A 17,820-nucleotide genomic window follows, 5' to 3' on the forward strand; every position below is an offset into this window, starting at 1 on the left:
TAAGAATTTAGTAATAGTAAAACGTCGAATGAATATATTCAAACATATAAGGCGTCCCTTACAAATTAATAGTATCACAAACTATTCATTAATCAAGGATATCTTTAGGATTCTCTCCCTCTTTTTCTAAGTAATATGGATTGCCTAGTATGTCTGTGTTTACTTTCCAAATTTTACAATTTTTTGGTACTAACTGTTTAAGAATTTGTTTCTTTGCAGAACCATATATTTTCCAAACATCATTATCTGTCTTATATTTATATATTGGCTTCAATTCAACATAACCTTTGTGTGTTTCCATAGTGCGAGACCAAAATAACATCTCCACACTTTCACCAGTTTCCATATTTTTAACCTTAATTTGATTTTTCTTGTACAAAGTAAACATAAATTCAGAATCATCCGATACTTTTTCACGATGCTTGATTTCTAAATACTTATCACGTTTAATTCCATATCCTTCATTCTTATTGAATTTAAGATCAGAATATTTAATACCCATGATCTCATACTCATCATTTTCATGATTCAAATAAACATCGGTTCGCCATGGATTGAGCGACTGTAAGATAACATGTTTATTTTTAGCATTTTCAGGAGTGATATCAATATTGGATCCAATGTTCTTATCTAAATATTTGAGTTGTCTTATTTCAGGTCCATTATTTTTCTTTGAATATTTTCTAACTGGTCCGTGATCCAGACGATAAAGTTCAAATGGGGATACCGCAACCACATGGACTTTATCATTCCTACCCATTTTCTCAATTGAATCTGGATACGTATTCATTATCTCTTCCAAATAGTTGAAACTTCTTGGATCATATTTATTCAACAAAAATTTGGTTTTATCCTTATCATAAATGTTTTTAAATCTAGCATACTCTTTAGGATCATAAATATTTTTAATTTTGGCGACAACATATTCTGATTCTTTTTTATCTTTAGCCAGTTTCCCAAACCTTGTAGAATATATCGTGGCATCACTGACTTTACGATTCATCTTTTTATCTACTTGATGAGAAAACTTAATTCTGTCATCGGAATTCATAAGTTCATAAACAAATCCATTGTATGGTTGTGCATAAACCTCTTTGTCAAAACTCTTATCATCCAATATCTCCCCAGTTTCGATATCTACAGTATTATCGTTTTCAACCTTGACGGGGAAGATATTGACTCCTTTTTTCCAAATATTTAAAAATGGAGTTGAAGCAATTATTGACGCATCAATGGCATGATGATGATAGGTTTCTCTGGTCTTATTAATATGCCAATGTTTACGCATATTGGAAGTAAATTTACCACGAATGACGGTAACTTTTGTATTAATTTCTTTTTCTCTAAAAAATTCCTGTAAACTATTCAAAACGACTCTTGAAGAATACCTAGTGTCAACTAAATTACGAGAAATAAATCTCTTCCGCGTATCAATATCACTAACATTTTCCGAAAATAGATAGTTCTTGCGTTTATTTTTATTAAATATTGGATTTTTAATTACCATTGCCTTCATAGAATCAAATCCCTGACCGTGTCCTTCATTCAAGAATTCAAATGGAGTCTTTTGCCCTTTAATTTGATTCATCTCGGCATAACATAATGTCTTATTATTGACACTATCGTCAAATGAAATGGATTGCGGTATTATATGATCTATTTCAAAATTATCAGGATTATTTAATAAATCAGATGCCAAAATTGATTTGCCGTTATACAAATCTATTCCTTGTTGTTGATACCAGAGCCTGATTTTGAAAAATAGCTTTGCTCCATATCTTCTTAAGCCATCATCAACCATTGGCTTACTACCAACTGAATTAGTAAATTTTTTGAGAGCATCGTTCTTTTGCTCTTTATTTTTATCTTGAAAATCTTTAATTTGGTCCTTGGCTTCTTTTTCATTCTTATCACGAGGCATTTCTACAACAATATAGTTAATATGACCATATTCTTTCACTACAGCATTAACAATTTTTAAAGCTTCCCGAACTGATTTAGCCGCAACTGGATTGTAGATCTCTTCGGCAATTTTCTTATATGGTATATATTTATATTGATTATACTTCTTACCATTATCTTTGATCAATCCCATTTCGTTGATCAGAGTCATTTGTTCAACGGGACGTTTTAACATTTCTGGTATTAGTAGTTTCATTGTTTTGACAGATAGTCTGTGCCATTTATTATTGGACGTAACATTAAAACTAACCTTGTTATCAATAATTAATTGAATCAAATCATCGGTCAAAAAATCATATTCAGGCTGTAATTGACTACGCAACTGTTTCCTAATTTCACCATTCTCAGTGTTAAGAGTAATAATAAAACTAAGCCGATCCAAAAAGTCAGTAGGCCAATCAAATATATCAATATCCGACTCTAAGAATTTTTTATGTATTTTATGATAAATTCCCATCGAGCTTATTTCAGGTTTATCTTTTTCATTAGTTCTATAACCAGTAATATCCGAGTCATCACAACCCACTATTTTTTTAATCAATTTAATCATATTGATATTAGATGTAGATTTCTTTAGTTCTAATAGGATATGATTCTTATCGGCCTCAGTTAATTTTTGATCTTCATAATTCAAAATACGTAAATTATTCAAATCATTTAACACATTAAATACCTGTGCGGTATACGAAGCACTTGAAGCTCTTAATTCCTTTGGGAAAATTTTATCATGTCCAATTAATTCTTCGAATAGATTTTTTAAAGTACGACCGTCTTCTTTATAAATACCATAATCAGACCTCGACTTCTCACTACCTGGTCCAACAAAGTAATCCCTTTTACGATTTAATATTTCACAGTATGCTTCTTCAAACTCTTCGGTTAATACATCAGGGTAAAATTCTCTTTGCTTTTCAATGATCAGTTTCGCCTCATCAAAATATGATTTTGTGGGAAAGACATTCAGCAATACTTCCCTCTCATTAGCATCAACTACTACCTTACCCCTAGTGGCCCTATATTTATCTAAACGTTCTAACTGTATTTGTGCTGGTGTTTGCGTCTTCAACTCCTTAGTATTTATTTGCAAACTTTTGGAATACTCTGAACCTTCAGACTCATCATCAGCATCTTTCAAGTCATAACTTATTCCCCGACGTTTCACAATATGATATAGACTTTCAGAAATTTCTGATAAGGACAATTCTTCAGATAACCCTTTAACTCGCAATTCATATGGATTAGAATTATTGGCAAAATGATCAAAATAATTTTTATCGTCCTTAGTATTTATTAACCCAAACTCATTAAACAACTTAGCAGTATCCTTACGACGCTGTTTTTTACGGTTAATTAATCTACGTGTACCACGCATACTTCTACGTGTCTGATTTTCTTCACCGATTTTGGCATTAATTAGTCTTGACCCTAACTCAAGAATTTTACCGGCTTCATAATCTATTACACTGTATCCAACCGACGACACGCCAATATCTAATCCTAAACTTATCTTTCGATTCACTTTAATTCCCCCCATTACCTTAAATTACACAAGTTTAATATATCACAAAGATTGTACGCGAAAAACGATAATAAAAAAAGATCGAGTCTACCTCGATCTTCTAAAAATCCAAACTAGGATCCGCATTAATTGTTAAATCAGCAAAATCCTTCTTATCATATTGAACCTGAGCAATTGCACCGATCATAGCGGCATTGTCACCACATAATCTTAATGGTGGGAAAATCAGATCCATATCTAAATTACGTTCTTCGACATCTTTCTTCAAACGTTGGCGTAACCCTTGATTAGCGGCCACTCCGCCAGCAACAACTAGTTGCTTAACTGGATGCTGTTTTAGGGCTCTGAAAATTTTATTACTTAAAATATCCAAAACGGCACCTTGAAAACTAGCAGCTAGATCATCTTTGTTGAGTTCTTCATGAACTTGATCTGCATGATGAACGCGATTAATAAATGAACTCTTCAGGCCACTAAAACTAAAGTCAAGATTATCTTCTTGAACCATGGCACGTGGGAAATCAAAAATATCATTTCCTCTAGCAGCCATTTCATCAACTTGTTTACCAGCTGGATAATTGATTCCCAAAACACGACCGATTTTGTCATAGGCCTCACCTACAGCATCATCACGTGTATCTCCAAGAGTTTCAAATTCACCAGGTGAACGTACTAAAACGATCTCTGTATGTCCACCGGATACTAAGAGCGCCATAAATGGATATTGTAAATCAGCAACAAGATTAGCTGAATAAATGTGCCCTGCCAAATGATTGGCCTTTATCAAAGGTAAATTATGTGCAAAGGCGACTGTCTTAGCGGCCATAATACCGATCAACAATGAACCAACTAATCCTGGTCCATATGTCACAGCTACAGCATCAAGATCATCATAGCCAATTTTAGCCTCATCTAAAGCAAGTTCAATACAGTGAGTAACTTCCTCAACATGATGACGACTGGCAACTTCTGGTACAACTCCGCCGAATCTTTGATGACTCTTGATCTGAGTTGCAATTATATTTGATAAGATTTTCTTACCATTCTTAATAACAGCGACACTTGTTTCGTCACAGCTACTCTCAAACGACAATATTAATGTATCTTTTTTCACGATTCTCTCCCTATAAATCGACCACCATCTCTAAAGCATCGTGATGATTTCTAAAATAATATTTCTCATGTATTGTTCTTGTCCTAAAACCAAAGGCTTTATACAATTCGATTGCGGATTCATTAGTAATATCCACTTCTAACGACATTTTCTGAAAATTATACTTACGACAATACTCAAAAACTTGATTCAAGAATAAATGACCAATACCATCTTTTTGCAATTCAGGTAACACTGCAATATTAGTTATATGTGCCTCTTTAGGATTGCTCAAGGACACACCAATAAAGGCTACACAGTGATTACGTTTGAGAATTGATAAGTAGAGAGCATTTTTATTTCTAAGCTCAGTATCGACCACATCTTGTGGCCAAGGTGCAGGTTTAGAATAAATAACTTCTTGAATATTCATATAATCATTTGAATCGCTTAACTCGGCTTTTCTTAAAACCAATTCCTGACCATTGATAGTTACTGACTGTTTGTCAAACGGATATTTATCGGGCGAACCAGACGGCCAAAAAGTATCCTTAAACTTCTTCAACATAGGAAATATTACCATCTTTTTTATGTCCTTTTTGGTACCAATCATGCTCAGCTTGCGTCAAACGCAGATAATTAGGAACAAAGTTATCTACATCTGATACAACAGGTTTATTTTCGGCCAATTTAGCTAATTTATCAGCCTTTGGCAAACTGTCTTTAGTATCCATAATCATGGCTCCAGGATAAACATCTTTGATCAGGTCAGTTAAGTGTTCAGTGGCATTGATAAATTCTAGTTTGTCAGATCCATGTTGTTTTAATGAACCCAACAGCTTTTCCATTGAAGTATGGTGATCTTCAATCAAATTAACCAATTTACCGTCTTGATATTGATACACTCCCGCAAAAGCATTGTCGTTTCTAGCATCCATCAAAGGAACTAGGATCTTATCCTCAGATCCATCAGCAGCCAAAACCTCCAAGCTTGATACTCCTACCAAGTTTTTCTTCAAGGTGAAGGCTAAAGTTTTTGCCACAGTGACTGCGATGCGAACACCAGTATATGAACCAGGTCCCTGTGCCACGGCTATTAAATCTATCCCCTCAATCGAAAGTTTTGAATCTTTTAATACTTGCTGGATATCTGGCAACAAACTAACACTGTGAGTCTTCTTTTCAGTTGACTCGATCGAAGCCAAAATATTACCATCACTGACTACAGCAACGGTCAAAGGCTTATTCGAAGTGTCAAAAGCTAAAATTTTCATAAATATCCCCTCATTCTTAATAGCATTATTCTACCACAAGTTATTTAACGTAAAAAAAAAGACCTTCCGGTCTTCTTATTAATCAATTTTGTTAAATCTTGAATTACTGATCCATTTAAGGACTATGTACAAGATTCCGGTTTGATAAACCAAGCTGATAGCCTCTTTTAACAGTCTTGGCGTTAGCAATACCCAAAATGGTGCATTAGAAATCATTTGAATCCACAATGTATTCATTAAAGTATTAACAATTACAACTACTAAAATAGTCGTAATCAAAACTCTAACAATGGTTACTTTCTTGTTATGAAGCATTACACCATAAATAATTCCTGAAATAATTGCCGAGACAGTGAATCCCCAAAAGAATGCACCTGAACTCGGTAAAATTACCATCTTCATTATATCCGCAATAGCCATTGCAATTGCAGCCTTGTACGGTCCAAAATAATATCCAAGTAGACCCATAGCCACAAAACTGAAACCGACTTGCAACGCATTACTTCCTATTGAAAAACGGCTCAAAACCATTTCCAATGAAATTAAAATCGCCATCCACGTAAGTTCGTGGACACTTATACTACTTCTACTCTTACTTAACATATTGACATCTCCTAGGAGGAGCTGCCACCGAATATAACTAGAGGCAAATTAACTATATAAAGTGGCGAATGCGGAAACAAAACCGCGAGTAGAGAAAAATCTCTGACTCTTCGTCCAACGTTCACATTCCGTTCCGCTGGCACTTCACGCTTTGAATCCTACTCCAAAATTATTACCCCAATATATTAGCACAAGTGTTTATTTTTACAAAGCCTTTTTATTTGTCTTCCCAGGTCATGTGCGCAACAACGTTTAAGTCGTTGCCATTTTGAATCCAATGTGTAGTTTCTAATCCATCATCACTGATCTTAGCAAAAACTTCCGGATTACTAGTGATATCCAGCTCTTTTTCGTATTTTATATCCATCGTCTTAACACGATGCTTTTCGACAAATTCAATGCCTAAAGAGTCGACCATCCAATCAAAATAATACGAGTTATTAACGTGACGATTAACGTCAATATTGTAATAACCGATCTGTTGATCACGCTTGATATCATATTCCTTAGGAGCCTTAACTCTTGGAAATCGCTTGATCTTAGTGATTTCTTCTGCTCCAAACATATCAGTTAACTTATCGGCAGCGCTGACCATTTTACGTTCTTTAACATCAATAATGACAAATGCACTTTCCAACTTGACCATATTATTTCCATCTAAATCATCGATCCAAAAATCACGATAGAAAAAATACTTATTATAACTAGTTGCACGTGTTCTAACATTCAATCTCTGACCAAGTTGTGGCATTGACTTAATGTCCATATGATATTGGACAACGACCCATCCTAAACCACGTTTGACCATTTCTGAACTATCTGAATCAGACTGGTGCAATTGTTTTTCTGAGGTCAATAGCATTGCGTCTACTAAAGATGACAAACGCATGTCCCCTGTTAAATTAGCAAAATAAAAGGGGAATTCCATTTCTTGTGAAAAAATTTGTTCCTCGGACAATTTATTCATCCTTTCCGATTCCATGATACAAGTTGTAAACAACTTGCTTCTTTAATAAATTCTGATTGGCAATATCTTTGATTGCATGATTGGGCTTTTCTCCGCCTTGAATCTGCAGATCAATAGCGTTTATGATCTCAGCATCGGTCATTTCGGCATTCTTCTCAATTGATTTACCAGAAATGATAATAACGAACTCACCTTTAGGATCATGTTCTTGATAATAGTCTAATGTCTGAACAACTGTTCCGCGTAAAAATGCTTCGTGGATCTTAGTTAATTCTCTAGCCAAAGTTATCTGTCGATCTTCACCTAATGACTCTTTTAAATCAGTTAGAGTTTTAACCACTCGTTTAGGTGATTCATAAATAATTGACGTTTCAACCCGATTTGAAAGGTTTTCTAATGCTTCAGTTCTCTCTTTGCCTTTCCTTGGCAAGAAACCAAAAAAATAAAATGGCTGTGGTTCAATTCCTGATGCAATCAAAGCACTGATCGAAGCCGTGGCCCCTGGTAAAGGAATAACTGAAATGTCATGCTCAATTGCAGCCTTAACCAATTCTTTACCTGGATCACTGATTGAAGGCGTGCCCGCATCGCTTACTTGAGCGATATTTGTACCTTCTTCTAATTTTTCAATCAATTCTGGAATACGTTGAGACGTATTGTGCTCATGAAAACTGATCAAATCAGTATCTATTTCAAAGTGAGTCAATAACTTCATTGTATTTCTAGTATCCTCTGCGGCAATTAAATCAGCATCCTGCAGAGTCTTGACACTTCTAAAGGTCATATCATCTAAGTTACCAATTGGTGTTGGTACTAAAAAAAGGCAGCCCTTAGAATTGTCGACAAAACTTTTTTGTTCTCTCATTCAATTAGCTCCCTTACTTTACTTTTTTATTTTTCTTTTCATGATTACCATAAATCACACCTTGGCAGAAGACACATTCTTCATCTTCCTTTCGATGCGAACCATAAAATGGCTGACAAACGTGAAATCCTTTCAGATACAACTTTTCCAAGTTTAATCTGGAAGTAGATAATCCGTTTGCTCCAAAATCTTTATCTTCATAACCAAGTTTCTCTAAATGTTTGCGAAGATTTTGATTTTCCATCTCCAACTCTTCTTTTTCCTCTAAACTCTTTGACAACTGTTCTTTTAACGATTCCAAACGATCATTCAAATTATTTAATTGATTAGAGATAGTCTCAAACTCATCGTATAAATCCTTTTCTGCCATAGTTTCACCCACTAATCCACAAATTTTAACGATAAATCTTCTAAGACTGCTTGAAAGGCGACATTACTTTTCCACATTTCTTCTGCTTTAAATAACTCATCCGAAAGATCAACAATCTTTTGAATACTCTTGTTAGATAGAATATCCTCTTTAATCAAAAGTGCTTTTTTAAAATTATACCTAATTGATAATATATCACTAAAAATTTGATTCATCATGTCGAATACCAAATGTTGCTGATCTTTATTCTCTACTAACGTCATGATATCAGTCTGTATATCAATAAAACTACTTATTTTTTGACGATTACATTCTTTCATCCAATTGACAACTGCTGACAATAATAATTGATAATTCTCTCCAGTCATCCCTTGTAGGAATTTAATATCTGAGACCTTTAATGCAACTTTAGCCTGAATCTCTTTGTATCCAGTTTCCACTAATGCCTCCACTTCTTCATCATTACTTTGATCGGACAGATGGAAAGTTTGAACCCGCGATCTAATGGTCGGTAAAAGTTGTTTTGACGAATCGGCCAATAAAATAATCATCAGATTACCTTCTGGTTCCTCAATCGTTTTCAATAAATTATTACTGGCAGCATTAGTCATCTTCTCAGCAGCATCGATAATCAAAATACGCCTTTTACCTTGAGTTGCTGTCATACTAGCTTCTCTTTTGAAGAATTTAATATCATCCACACCAATACTCTGTTTATCTGTCTTTATCTCCAGCACGTCGGGATTATCTCCTAAGGCTATCGTTTTACAGCGCTGACAGGTTTGATCTGGTACTCCATCTTGTAAGTTATTGCAGAATTGACTTTGAGCAAGCCAAATAGCAACCTCATGCCTTACTTTTGAGGATGCTTTATCGATCAAGTAAGCATGTGATAGCATATTGGCTTGAATAACTTTTTGAAATTCATCTAGTATTTTAGACTGTGTTTCCAATAATTCATTCATTAGAATCTGACAAGCTTATCTACAGGTAAGATAAAGCAAGTTGCCCCTCCAACTTGAACTTCTACAGGATCACTCATATTGGCGGCTTCAGGCAAAATAAATGAAGGCGTTACATATTGAGTTCTTGTATGACAATTTTCTTTGATAACATTCAATGCATCATCAACTTTTTCGTCTTCTACCCCAAGAATAAAGGTTGAATTACCAGACTTCAAAAACCCACCAGTTGAAGGTAATCTAGTTGAACGAAATCCATCTTTAACTAAATGTGCCTGTAATTGTTGACTATCTTTATCTTGGACAATGGCTAAAATAAGTTTCATAATTATTTTCCTCCATTAAATGTCTTAGGAAATCTCTTGATTATTGCGTCCAATGCATCTGCTACAACTTTTTCAGGTGTCTGTTCAGCATTGACCGTAACAATTCTATTAGGATTCTCTTCGATCAATTTTTGATAAGTATCATGAACTCGCTGATGAAAGTCAATCTTTTCTTGCTCAAGTCGATCCATTGTGTCCTCATGATCTTTACGTATCCTTGCTAGACCAACCTCGGGAGTGACATCGAAATAAATTGTTAGATCAGGCATTGTACCATTAATGGCAAAGTCATTTATCTCGGCAACTTCCTTAACGCCAATTTGACGACCTCCACCCTGATAGGCAATAGAACTGTCGACGAAGCGATCACTTATCATGATCTTATCAGATTTTAACGCTGGTAAAATGACATCGATCAAATGCTGTCTTCTAGCCGCCGCGTATAAAAGTGCCTCAGTTCTATTATCCATTTCTTGATCATGAATACTCAAAATTATTTTACGGATTTTTTCTGAAATAGGACTGCCACCAGGTTCTCTGGAAACAATAACTTCTTGATTAGTTCTTTGCTTTAATAAAGGTAATAGTGAATTCAAAACTGTTGTCTTACCAGCTCCATCTGAACCTTCAAACGAAATAAAAATTCCTGACATATAAATTACTCTCTCCTAAGTGATTATAACTATTTTACTTGAATCGGTAGATAAATCCAAGGTTGTGGACTAAGAGTTTATAACAAAACAGCACACTTCAAAAGTGTGCTGTTTTATTTACTACTTTAAATGAGTGCAAGAGGACAAACCCCCTCCACTCTCTACCAATGTTTCTCGGCTCGACTAGGTTGTCTCAAAAAGGTATCTTCTTCACCAAAAATAATATTAGTCGTCCTCTTAGCGGCAGCCTTTCTTCTTCTGGCTTCTAAATAAAGATACTGATATTTAATTCTATCTAATTTCATTTCATCTTGCGTATCCTGTGGAAGATCAAAGGAACTATTCATTAACTTTGATGAATTATTGATTTTCTCCTGTAATTCATGGGTCTTACCCAATAGTCGATCATCTTCTGCTTTTTGAACACTTACTTTTTTTTTACCAAACATATTAGATCTCCCTACGGCCCTGAACGGCACTCTTTAGAGTCATTTCATCGGCGTATTCAATATCTGATCCAACGGCTAGACCATGAGCCAATCTTGTAACCGTGATACCAGCTGGTTTAACTAATTTAGCTAAATACTGTGCGGTTGCTTCCCCTTCTGGGGTGGCATTTGTTGCAATGATTAACTCTTTGACTGAATTATTGGTTCTTAAACGATTCAACAATAATTTAATATTGAGGTCTTCTGGTCCAATACCATCAACTGGCGACAATACACCGCCTAAGACGTGGTAAAGTCCGTTGTAACTATTCATATCATCAAGTGCCATTATATCTTTAGGTTGTTCTACAACTAGAATTGTCGATTGATCACGGCTCTCATCTGTACATATTGAACAAACTTCATCAGTCGTGATATTTCCACAAATTTTACAATATCTCAGGTCTGTCTTAGCAGAAACAAGATTGTCAGCAAATTCTTGAACGCGGTTTTTATCCATGCTCAAAGTAAAAAATGCCATTCTTGTTGCAGTTTTCTTACCGATACCTGGCAACATCATATAACTATCAATTAATTTAGAAATTGGTTCTGGATATTTCATACTACATCAACCCGTTCGTGTATTTTCCTAACTTATCCTGTTGGTCCTTAGCAACTTCATCGACACCGTTGTTAAAGGCGTCAATTAACATATCTGTCAATGTATCAGGATCATCAGGATCGATAACTTTTTCATCAATTTTGATATCTAAAACTTTGTGGTCACCGTTTAATTTAACAGTTACCAAATCATCAACTGACTTACCAACATATTCAGACTTCTTTAATTCCTCTTGGGCACCTTGCATTTCTTTTTGCATCTTTTGGGCTTGGCGCATGAGATTTCCCATGTTTCCCATTCCACCCATGTTAGGCATTCCTTTACTCATAAATAGTTCCTCCTAGTCGTCTTTGATATCTACAATTTCATTTCCAAAAAGATTTAACGCTTCATCGACCGCTGGATCCTTTTTAGGTTCTGCTTTAGATTCTACATTTTCTTTCTTTGGTAAATCAATATTATTAGAAATATATTCTTTTCTAATTCTTGGCCATTGATCTTTCGGTACTAATACGATCTGACAATCCTTTTTTAAAAGCGTACCAGCACTATTACTCAACTCATCCAAGAATTCAGTATCTTCTTGAACCTGCTCATACCAGAGTTCAAAATCAAATGCTACAACGATTCCATCTACACTGGCAGCCACAGGATCAGCAACTCTCATTTTAGCACGTTGTGTCACTGAAAGCTTACTCATTAAATCAGGCCAAATATCCTTAGCCACGGCTAAATCACTTTTTGTTGCATTATCTAAGACTTTATAAATAGCAGTCTTATTAAGATGATTAGTTTTTGACTTATGTGTAGCTTTTTTTGGTTTTTCGGACTGAGGTTGAACATTACCTGTGGAAAGATTCTTGATTTCTTTTTGAAGTTTCTCAACTTGTCCACTGAGTTTTTCAACTTCTTGATTATCAACTTTGACTTCTTCAACGTCTGGTTGATCTATAACTTTTGGCTCACTGATTTTAACAGTTAAAATTTCCATATAAACATCAGTTTGGTTAGAATTTTTTAAATTTTTCTGCGCAGCACTGACTTGATCAACGATATAAAATAAGCGCTTATTGTCGAATTTATCAGCGAGATTCAACAAATCCTTGGTCATTATTGTATTGTCCATCTGCTCTGATAGATCAGAATTTGAGTTATACAGGATAAGATTTCGACAGACTCGAATGATCATTTCAGTGAATCTAACGGCTGAGCGACCACTTTCCAAGATCTTATATAGACTTTCTAGTGCTTGCGCCGACTTATTATTAGCGATAGCCGTCATATAAGCCGTTATCTGGTCATTACTCAAAGCACCCGTAACTTCTTGAGCATTCTTCAAAGTCAGCTGATCATCGCCATATGAAAGTGCCTGATCAAGAATACTCAAAGCATCACGCATACCACCTTCGGCAGAGGCCGCAATGATATTCAACGCTTCTTCATCGTATTCAATATGCTTATCTTTTAGAATATAAACCATTCGTTCCAAAATATCTTGTCTGGAAATCCTTCTAAAAGTAAAGCTTTGTGTTCTGGAAATAATGGTTGCGGGGATTTTTTGAGGTTCCGTTGTTGCCAAAATAAACATAACATTGGCCGGAGGTTCTTCCAAAGTTTTCAACAGGGCATTGAATGCACCTTGTGATAACATATGGACCTCATCAATAATATAAACCTTAAATTTAGCCTCAGTTGGTGCATATTTTACCTTGTCACGAATATCACGAATTTCTTCAACACCGTTATTTGATGCGGCATCGATCTCGATAACATCGTTTAAACGGTTCTCATTTTCGGCTTGGCAAATTTCACACTCATTGCATGGTTCACCATCATGTGGATTCAAACAGTTAACAGCCTTAGCTAATATCTTGGCACAGGAAGTTTTCCCAGTCCCACGGGGTCCGCTGAATAAATAAGCATGACTGGTCATTTTACTTGCGACAGCATTTTTCAAAGTTTGTGTTATCACACTCTGACCAATTACATCTGAAAAAGTTTGGGGACGCCAAACTCGATAAAGTGCTTGATATGCCATTTTGTCTCCTTAGTGAATAGAATAAGTAAATTTTACCACAAAAAAACTCCTAACCAATTATGATTAGGAGGCTAATATACATAACAAAAGGCACATGGTACAACTCACTTAGTGCTGCTTTCTTCCGAACCTGACACGATTCGCAAGAGCACCATTGCCCTAAGGCCTTGCGGCAATAACTATAATACTATAAATTTACTTTTTATGCTACTTTTTGCCACGGATTTTTCGAAAGAAATTTCGTAATAAATCACCAGTTTCTTCAGATTTAACGTTTGCTAGCACCTCCGGCTGGTGATTATAGCGCGTTTCCGCCAATAAATTATTAATTGATCCAACTGATCCAGCCTTAGGATCACTTGCACCGAAAATAACTTCTTCAATTCGACTATTAATAATTGCACCGGCACACATCGGACACGGTTCTAGGGTCACAAATAAACTCATATGCTCTAAGCGCCAGCTTCCAACCTTTGCACAAGCAGCCTCAATCGCAATGATTTCAGCATGCTTTATAGCGTTTTGAGTCTCTTCTCGTTCGTTTGAACCCACAGAAACAACTTCCTTAGTACGATTATCTACAATAACACAGCCAATAGGTACCTCGGCTCTAATTTCAGCATCCTTAGCTTCCTCTATTGCGAGATCCATAAAGTAATTAATTTCTTCTTCTGAAAACTTCATATTGTTTTAATCAACTAAATCTTTAAACTTCTGCTCAATTACCTTTGGTAGTTTAAGAGTTTTCCACTCTATTTCAGACTTATCTTCACGAACTTTATTGATAATATCGATCAATATCTTAACTTCTTCATCTGATAATGTGCCTACAAAAGCCAAAATTTTCTCATTACCTCGAAAATAATCTTTAATATATGACTCCAATTGGATTCTTTCTCTCTTAACTCTGAGGGTTCTAACAGCCTTCCAAATAAAGATAGCAATTAAGAAAATTCCACCTGTTATTAGCGCTAGGATCATACCAACAGCAATTTGTTTTTTGTCCATTGTAAACACCTCCAGCATGAATATAACATATTTAATCTAATTAAAAAACAAATTAGTTTAAACAACTTTTTAAGATGTAATATCCCTTATCTCTAGTAACGACTTCAACATTACCAAACGTTTCTTTCATCAATTTTTTGGCAGATGGTGCACCTTGTTTCTTCTGTAAGATGATCCAAAGTTCCCCACCATCAATCAAATGATTGATCGAATTTTTCAGAATATCAGTGACGACCTTTTTACCGGCACGTACTGGAGGGTTGGAAACTACAAGTGCAAATTTATCAGTGATTTTGTCATAAACATCTGATTCTAAAATATCTACATTTTTGATTCCATTAGCTTTAGCATTATCACGGGCTAAATCCAAAGCACGTAAATTAACGTCCCCCATAACAACTTGACGTTTATTTTGTTCTTTGGCAAGCGCTAGACCAATTGGTCCATATCCACAGCCGACATCCAAAATATTCCCAGCTGGTATCTCATCAAAATTGATCGATTCTATTAAAACTCGTGATCCAAAATCAATCGTTTGTCTGGAAAAAACCCCGCTATCTGATGTAAAGGCCAGATTATGACCTCGTAAAGTAAAGTCGAATTTTTTTAATTCGTGTTCTAAATCTGTTGAGTTTTCAAAGTATTGATTAGCCATATTATTCTCTTTCTGTATTTTTAGATACAAAAAAAGTCTGGGCTAAACCCAAACTTTTTAAAATTTGAAATTATTATTTCAAAGTAACTGTAGCACCAACAGCTTCAAGTTTTGACTTCATGTCATCAGCGTCAGCCTTAGCAACGCCTTCCTTGATAACCTTAGGAGCACCATCAACAAGGTCTTTTGAGTCTTTCAAGCCAAGTCCTGTGATACCACGAACTTCCTTGATAACCTTAACCTTTTCTTGACCTGCTTCTGTAAGTTCAACATCAAATGAATCCTTTTCAGCAGCAGCGTCGCCACCAGCAGCAGCACCTGCAGCAACAGGAGCAGCAGCTGTAACGTCAAATTCTTCTTCGATAGCCTTAACAAGGTCGTTAAGTTCTAGAATTGAAGCATCTTTTAAATCATCAATAATCTTTTGTGTATCTAAAGCCATTATTTTGTCCTCCGAATTATGTTTGTTTTAATTAAGCAGCTGGTTCGTCGTCTTTCTTTTCAGCAACAGCCTTAACAGCCAATGCAAAGTCGCGAACTGGAGCTTGTAATACAGATACCAACATAGATAGCATACCATCTCTGTTTGGTAGTGTTGCAAGGGCTTGAATTTCTTCAAGTGATGCAGCTTTGCCTTCAATGATTCCACCCTTGATTTCAACGGCTTCAACATCCTTAGCAAATTTGGCAGCAACTTTAGCAGGTCCAACTGGATCTTCTTCAGAATAAGCGATGGCTGTTGGGCCAACGAAGAATTCTTCGAGACCTTCTAGTCCAGCTTCTTCAGCAGCACGTCTCAAGACAGTGTTCTTGATAACTTGCATAGTAGCACCTTGCTCACGTAATTCAGCACGCATTTCAGTAGCTTGTTCAACAGTAAGACCTAAGTAGTCAACAACAATAACTGACTTAGCGCCTTTAAGGTTCTTAGCAACTTCTGTAACGAGTGCTTCTTTTTGTGCTAGTTTTTCTTGCTTCATTATTACGTTTCACCTCCACAATTTATTTTAGTTAATTCTACAAATTTCGGCTAAAAATAAAATCTCTGCGCCCGAAGGACACAGAGATTAATTAACAATCTTCTGGCCTCGGCAGGATATTAAGATTCACATCACCTGAGTCTTCGGTAGAAATCAACTATTGTACATTATCATTATTTTGGTTATAAGTCAACATTAAGCGTTGATTGTTAGACCAGGGCCAAATGTTGATGTCATATTGACACTAACAACATAGTTACCCTTAAGTGATGCAGGACGTGCTTTAGCGATAACGTCGTAAAAAGCGTTAAAGTTTTCAGCAAGTTTATCTGTATCAAATGAAATCTTACCGATAGGTGCGTGGATCAAACCATTAGGATCTACACGGTAAGTAACTTGTCCAGCCTTAACATCATTAACTGCCTTTGTAACATCCATTGTTACAGTACCAGTCTTAGGGTTTGGCATTAATCCTTTAGGTCCAAGTACACGACCTAAACGACCAACTTTAGCCATCATTGGTGGTGTTGCAACAGCAACATCAAAGTCTAACCAACCATCTTGAATTTTTTCAACAAGATCATCAGAACCAACGATGTCAGCACCGGCAGCTTCAGCAGCCTTAGCTTGTTCACCCTCAGCGAAGACGATAACCTTTTGTGATTTACCTGTTCCATTAGGTAGAACAACGGCACCACGAATTTGTTGATCAGCTTGTTTTGGATCAACATCCAAGTTAACAGCAACCTCAACAGTTGCGTCAAATTTTGCGTAATTTACTTTTTTAAGTAAGTCAATAGCCTCAGTAGCAGTATAAGTCTTTGTCTTATCTACTTGCTTAAGAGCTTCAATATATTTTTTTCCATGCTTAGCCATGCTAAGTTCCTCCTTGCTTTGTGGTCTATTGGGGATTTTCCCCTCCCACTTGTTAAGAATACTTTCGTATCCCTGTAAACTGCTATGTCTAGTCTTCTACTTCAAAGCCCATACTTCTTGCAGTACCAGCAACCATACGCATTGCAGATTCAACATTTGCAGCGTTTAGGTCTTTCATCTTGGTTTCAGCAATTTCGCGAACTTGGTCTTGTGAGACTTTGGCAACTTTCTTAGTATTAGGTTCGCCAGAGCCTTTTTCAACGCCAGCAGCTTTCTTTAATAGAACAGCTGCGGGTGGTGTCTTTGTAACGAAGTCGAATGAACGATCTTCATATACAGAGATAACAACGGGAATGATCATTCCCTTTTGATCTTGTGTACGTGCATTGAAATCCTTTGTGAATGCAACGATATTGATACCAGCTTGTCCTAAAGCAGGACCAACTGGTGGAGCTGGAGTAGCCTGACCAGCAGGAATTTGTAATTTAACTACGTTAGCAACTTTTTTAGCCACGGTGCATACCTCCTTGTTCCGTGATGTGGTCATATTGAGAATAAATATTTTCTCTCCCACATGTATGATAAAAACATACCGTCTTATAATATCATCAATTATTTA

22 protein-coding genes, 1 other RNA gene, 1 riboswitch and 1 other annotated feature are annotated in these 17,820 nt (G+C 35.9%); all 23 genes read right to left on the bottom strand.

Annotated features, from left to right (window positions below; genetic code table 11):
- Nucleotides 1–88: 88 nt before the first annotated feature.
- Nucleotides 89–3,481 carry a type II CRISPR RNA-guided endonuclease Cas9 gene (cas9, locus tag EKM64_RS05010; RefSeq protein WP_125676230.1) on the bottom strand — a complete coding sequence of 1,131 codons (3,393 nt, stop codon included), beginning with the start codon at nucleotides 3,479–3,481 and terminating at the stop codon, nucleotides 89–91.
- A 100-nt stretch (nucleotides 3,482–3,581) separates the two neighbouring features.
- The gene (tsaD, locus tag EKM64_RS05015; protein ID WP_125676231.1) at nucleotides 3,582–4,595 is read right to left on the bottom strand and encodes a tRNA (adenosine(37)-N6)-threonylcarbamoyltransferase complex transferase subunit TsaD; all 1,014 of its coding nucleotides are present in this window, start codon (nucleotides 4,593–4,595) and stop codon (nucleotides 3,582–3,584) included.
- A 10-nt stretch (nucleotides 4,596–4,605) separates the two neighbouring features.
- Entirely contained in the window at nucleotides 4,606–5,142 is a 537-nt protein-coding gene (rimI, locus tag EKM64_RS05020) for a ribosomal protein S18-alanine N-acetyltransferase (RefSeq protein ID WP_164505302.1), read from the bottom strand.
- Entirely contained in the window at nucleotides 5,126–5,848 is a 723-nt protein-coding gene (gene tsaB, locus EKM64_RS05025) for a tRNA (adenosine(37)-N6)-threonylcarbamoyltransferase complex dimerization subunit type 1 TsaB (RefSeq protein WP_125676233.1), read from the bottom strand. The genes rimI and tsaB overlap by 17 nt, the downstream gene beginning before the upstream one ends.
- Before the next feature lie 78 nt (nucleotides 5,849–5,926).
- Entirely contained in the window at nucleotides 5,927–6,451 is a 525-nt protein-coding gene (locus EKM64_RS05030) for a folate family ECF transporter S component (RefSeq protein ID WP_125676235.1), read from the bottom strand.
- Nucleotides 6,452–6,511: 60 nt separating this feature from the next.
- Nucleotides 6,512–6,619: riboswitch (THF riboswitch) on the bottom strand.
- A 49-nt stretch (nucleotides 6,620–6,668) separates the two neighbouring features.
- Nucleotides 6,669–7,433, bottom strand: a complete 765-nt coding sequence (locus EKM64_RS05035; RefSeq protein ID WP_318530739.1) for an acyl-[acyl-carrier-protein] thioesterase — start codon at nucleotides 7,431–7,433, stop codon at nucleotides 6,669–6,671.
- Nucleotides 7,411–8,283: a 16S rRNA (cytidine(1402)-2'-O)-methyltransferase gene (rsmI, locus tag EKM64_RS05040; protein ID WP_125676239.1), complete on the bottom strand. Its 873-nt coding sequence runs from the start codon at nucleotides 8,281–8,283 to the stop codon at nucleotides 7,411–7,413. The genes EKM64_RS05035 and rsmI overlap by 23 nt, the downstream gene beginning before the upstream one ends.
- 13 nt (nucleotides 8,284–8,296) lie before the next feature.
- Nucleotides 8,297–8,653, bottom strand: coding sequence for an initiation control protein YabA (locus EKM64_RS05045; RefSeq protein ID WP_125676241.1), 357 nt, complete (start codon nucleotides 8,651–8,653; stop codon nucleotides 8,297–8,299).
- Nucleotides 8,654–8,664: 11 nt separating this feature from the next.
- Entirely contained in the window at nucleotides 8,665–9,618 is a 954-nt protein-coding gene (locus EKM64_RS05050; protein WP_125676243.1) for a DNA polymerase III subunit delta', read from the bottom strand.
- On the bottom strand, nucleotides 9,618–9,941 hold the full coding sequence (locus tag EKM64_RS05055; protein ID WP_125676245.1) for a cyclic-di-AMP receptor: 324 nt from the start codon (nucleotides 9,939–9,941) through the stop codon (nucleotides 9,618–9,620). The genes EKM64_RS05050 and EKM64_RS05055 overlap by 1 nt, the downstream gene beginning before the upstream one ends.
- A 2-nt stretch (nucleotides 9,942–9,943) precedes the next feature.
- On the bottom strand, nucleotides 9,944–10,594 hold the full coding sequence (gene tmk / locus EKM64_RS05060) for a dTMP kinase (RefSeq protein WP_125676247.1): 651 nt from the start codon (nucleotides 10,592–10,594) through the stop codon (nucleotides 9,944–9,946).
- A gap of 161 nt (nucleotides 10,595–10,755) precedes the next feature.
- Complete coding sequence (locus EKM64_RS05065; protein WP_125676249.1) at nucleotides 10,756–11,043, bottom strand: DUF2508 family protein; 288 nt, start codon at nucleotides 11,041–11,043, stop codon at nucleotides 10,756–10,758.
- Between the two features lies 1 nt (nucleotide 11,044).
- Nucleotides 11,045–11,644: a recombination mediator RecR gene (gene recR, locus EKM64_RS05070; RefSeq protein ID WP_125676251.1), complete on the bottom strand. Its 600-nt coding sequence runs from the start codon at nucleotides 11,642–11,644 to the stop codon at nucleotides 11,045–11,047.
- Nucleotide 11,645: 1 nt separating this feature from the next.
- The gene (locus EKM64_RS05075) at nucleotides 11,646–11,951 is read right to left on the bottom strand and encodes a YbaB/EbfC family nucleoid-associated protein (RefSeq protein WP_377769863.1); all 306 of its coding nucleotides are present in this window, start codon (nucleotides 11,949–11,951) and stop codon (nucleotides 11,646–11,648) included.
- Between the two features lie 33 nt (nucleotides 11,952–11,984).
- Nucleotides 11,985–13,682 (bottom strand): DNA polymerase III subunit gamma/tau, encoded by a 1,698-nt coding sequence (gene dnaX / locus EKM64_RS05080; RefSeq protein ID WP_125676256.1) that lies wholly within the window; start codon nucleotides 13,680–13,682, stop codon nucleotides 11,985–11,987.
- 81 nt (nucleotides 13,683–13,763) lie between these two features.
- An RNA gene (gene ffs / locus EKM64_RS05085) (signal recognition particle sRNA small type) lies at nucleotides 13,764–13,846 on the bottom strand.
- Nucleotides 13,847–13,889: 43 nt separating this feature from the next.
- Nucleotides 13,890–14,366, bottom strand: coding sequence for a nucleoside deaminase (locus EKM64_RS05090; RefSeq protein ID WP_225420960.1), 477 nt, complete (start codon nucleotides 14,364–14,366; stop codon nucleotides 13,890–13,892).
- A gap of 6 nt (nucleotides 14,367–14,372) precedes the next feature.
- On the bottom strand, nucleotides 14,373–14,690 hold the full coding sequence (locus tag EKM64_RS05095) for a hypothetical protein (protein WP_125676260.1): 318 nt from the start codon (nucleotides 14,688–14,690) through the stop codon (nucleotides 14,373–14,375).
- 52 nt (nucleotides 14,691–14,742) lie between these two features.
- Nucleotides 14,743–15,345, bottom strand: coding sequence for a class I SAM-dependent methyltransferase (locus EKM64_RS05100; RefSeq protein WP_125676262.1), 603 nt, complete (start codon nucleotides 15,343–15,345; stop codon nucleotides 14,743–14,745).
- Between the two features lie 73 nt (nucleotides 15,346–15,418).
- Nucleotides 15,419–15,787, bottom strand: coding sequence for a 50S ribosomal protein L7/L12 (gene rplL, locus EKM64_RS05105; RefSeq protein ID WP_057765941.1), 369 nt, complete (start codon nucleotides 15,785–15,787; stop codon nucleotides 15,419–15,421).
- A gap of 31 nt (nucleotides 15,788–15,818) precedes the next feature.
- On the bottom strand, nucleotides 15,819–16,325 hold the full coding sequence (gene rplJ, locus EKM64_RS05110; RefSeq protein WP_125676264.1) for a 50S ribosomal protein L10: 507 nt from the start codon (nucleotides 16,323–16,325) through the stop codon (nucleotides 15,819–15,821).
- A 47-nt stretch (nucleotides 16,326–16,372) separates the two neighbouring features.
- Nucleotides 16,373–16,490 (bottom strand) — a sequence feature (ribosomal protein L10 leader region).
- A gap of 30 nt (nucleotides 16,491–16,520) precedes the next feature.
- The gene (rplA, locus tag EKM64_RS05115) at nucleotides 16,521–17,201 is read right to left on the bottom strand and encodes a 50S ribosomal protein L1 (RefSeq protein ID WP_125676266.1); all 681 of its coding nucleotides are present in this window, start codon (nucleotides 17,199–17,201) and stop codon (nucleotides 16,521–16,523) included.
- 88 nt (nucleotides 17,202–17,289) lie between these two features.
- Nucleotides 17,290–17,715, bottom strand: coding sequence for a 50S ribosomal protein L11 (rplK, locus tag EKM64_RS05120; protein WP_057765935.1), 426 nt, complete (start codon nucleotides 17,713–17,715; stop codon nucleotides 17,290–17,292).
- Between the last annotated feature and the right edge of the window lie 105 nt (nucleotides 17,716–17,820).

The organism is Companilactobacillus keshanensis, assembly GCF_003946205.1.
Taxonomy (GTDB): domain Bacteria; phylum Bacillota; class Bacilli; order Lactobacillales; family Lactobacillaceae; genus Companilactobacillus; species Companilactobacillus keshanensis.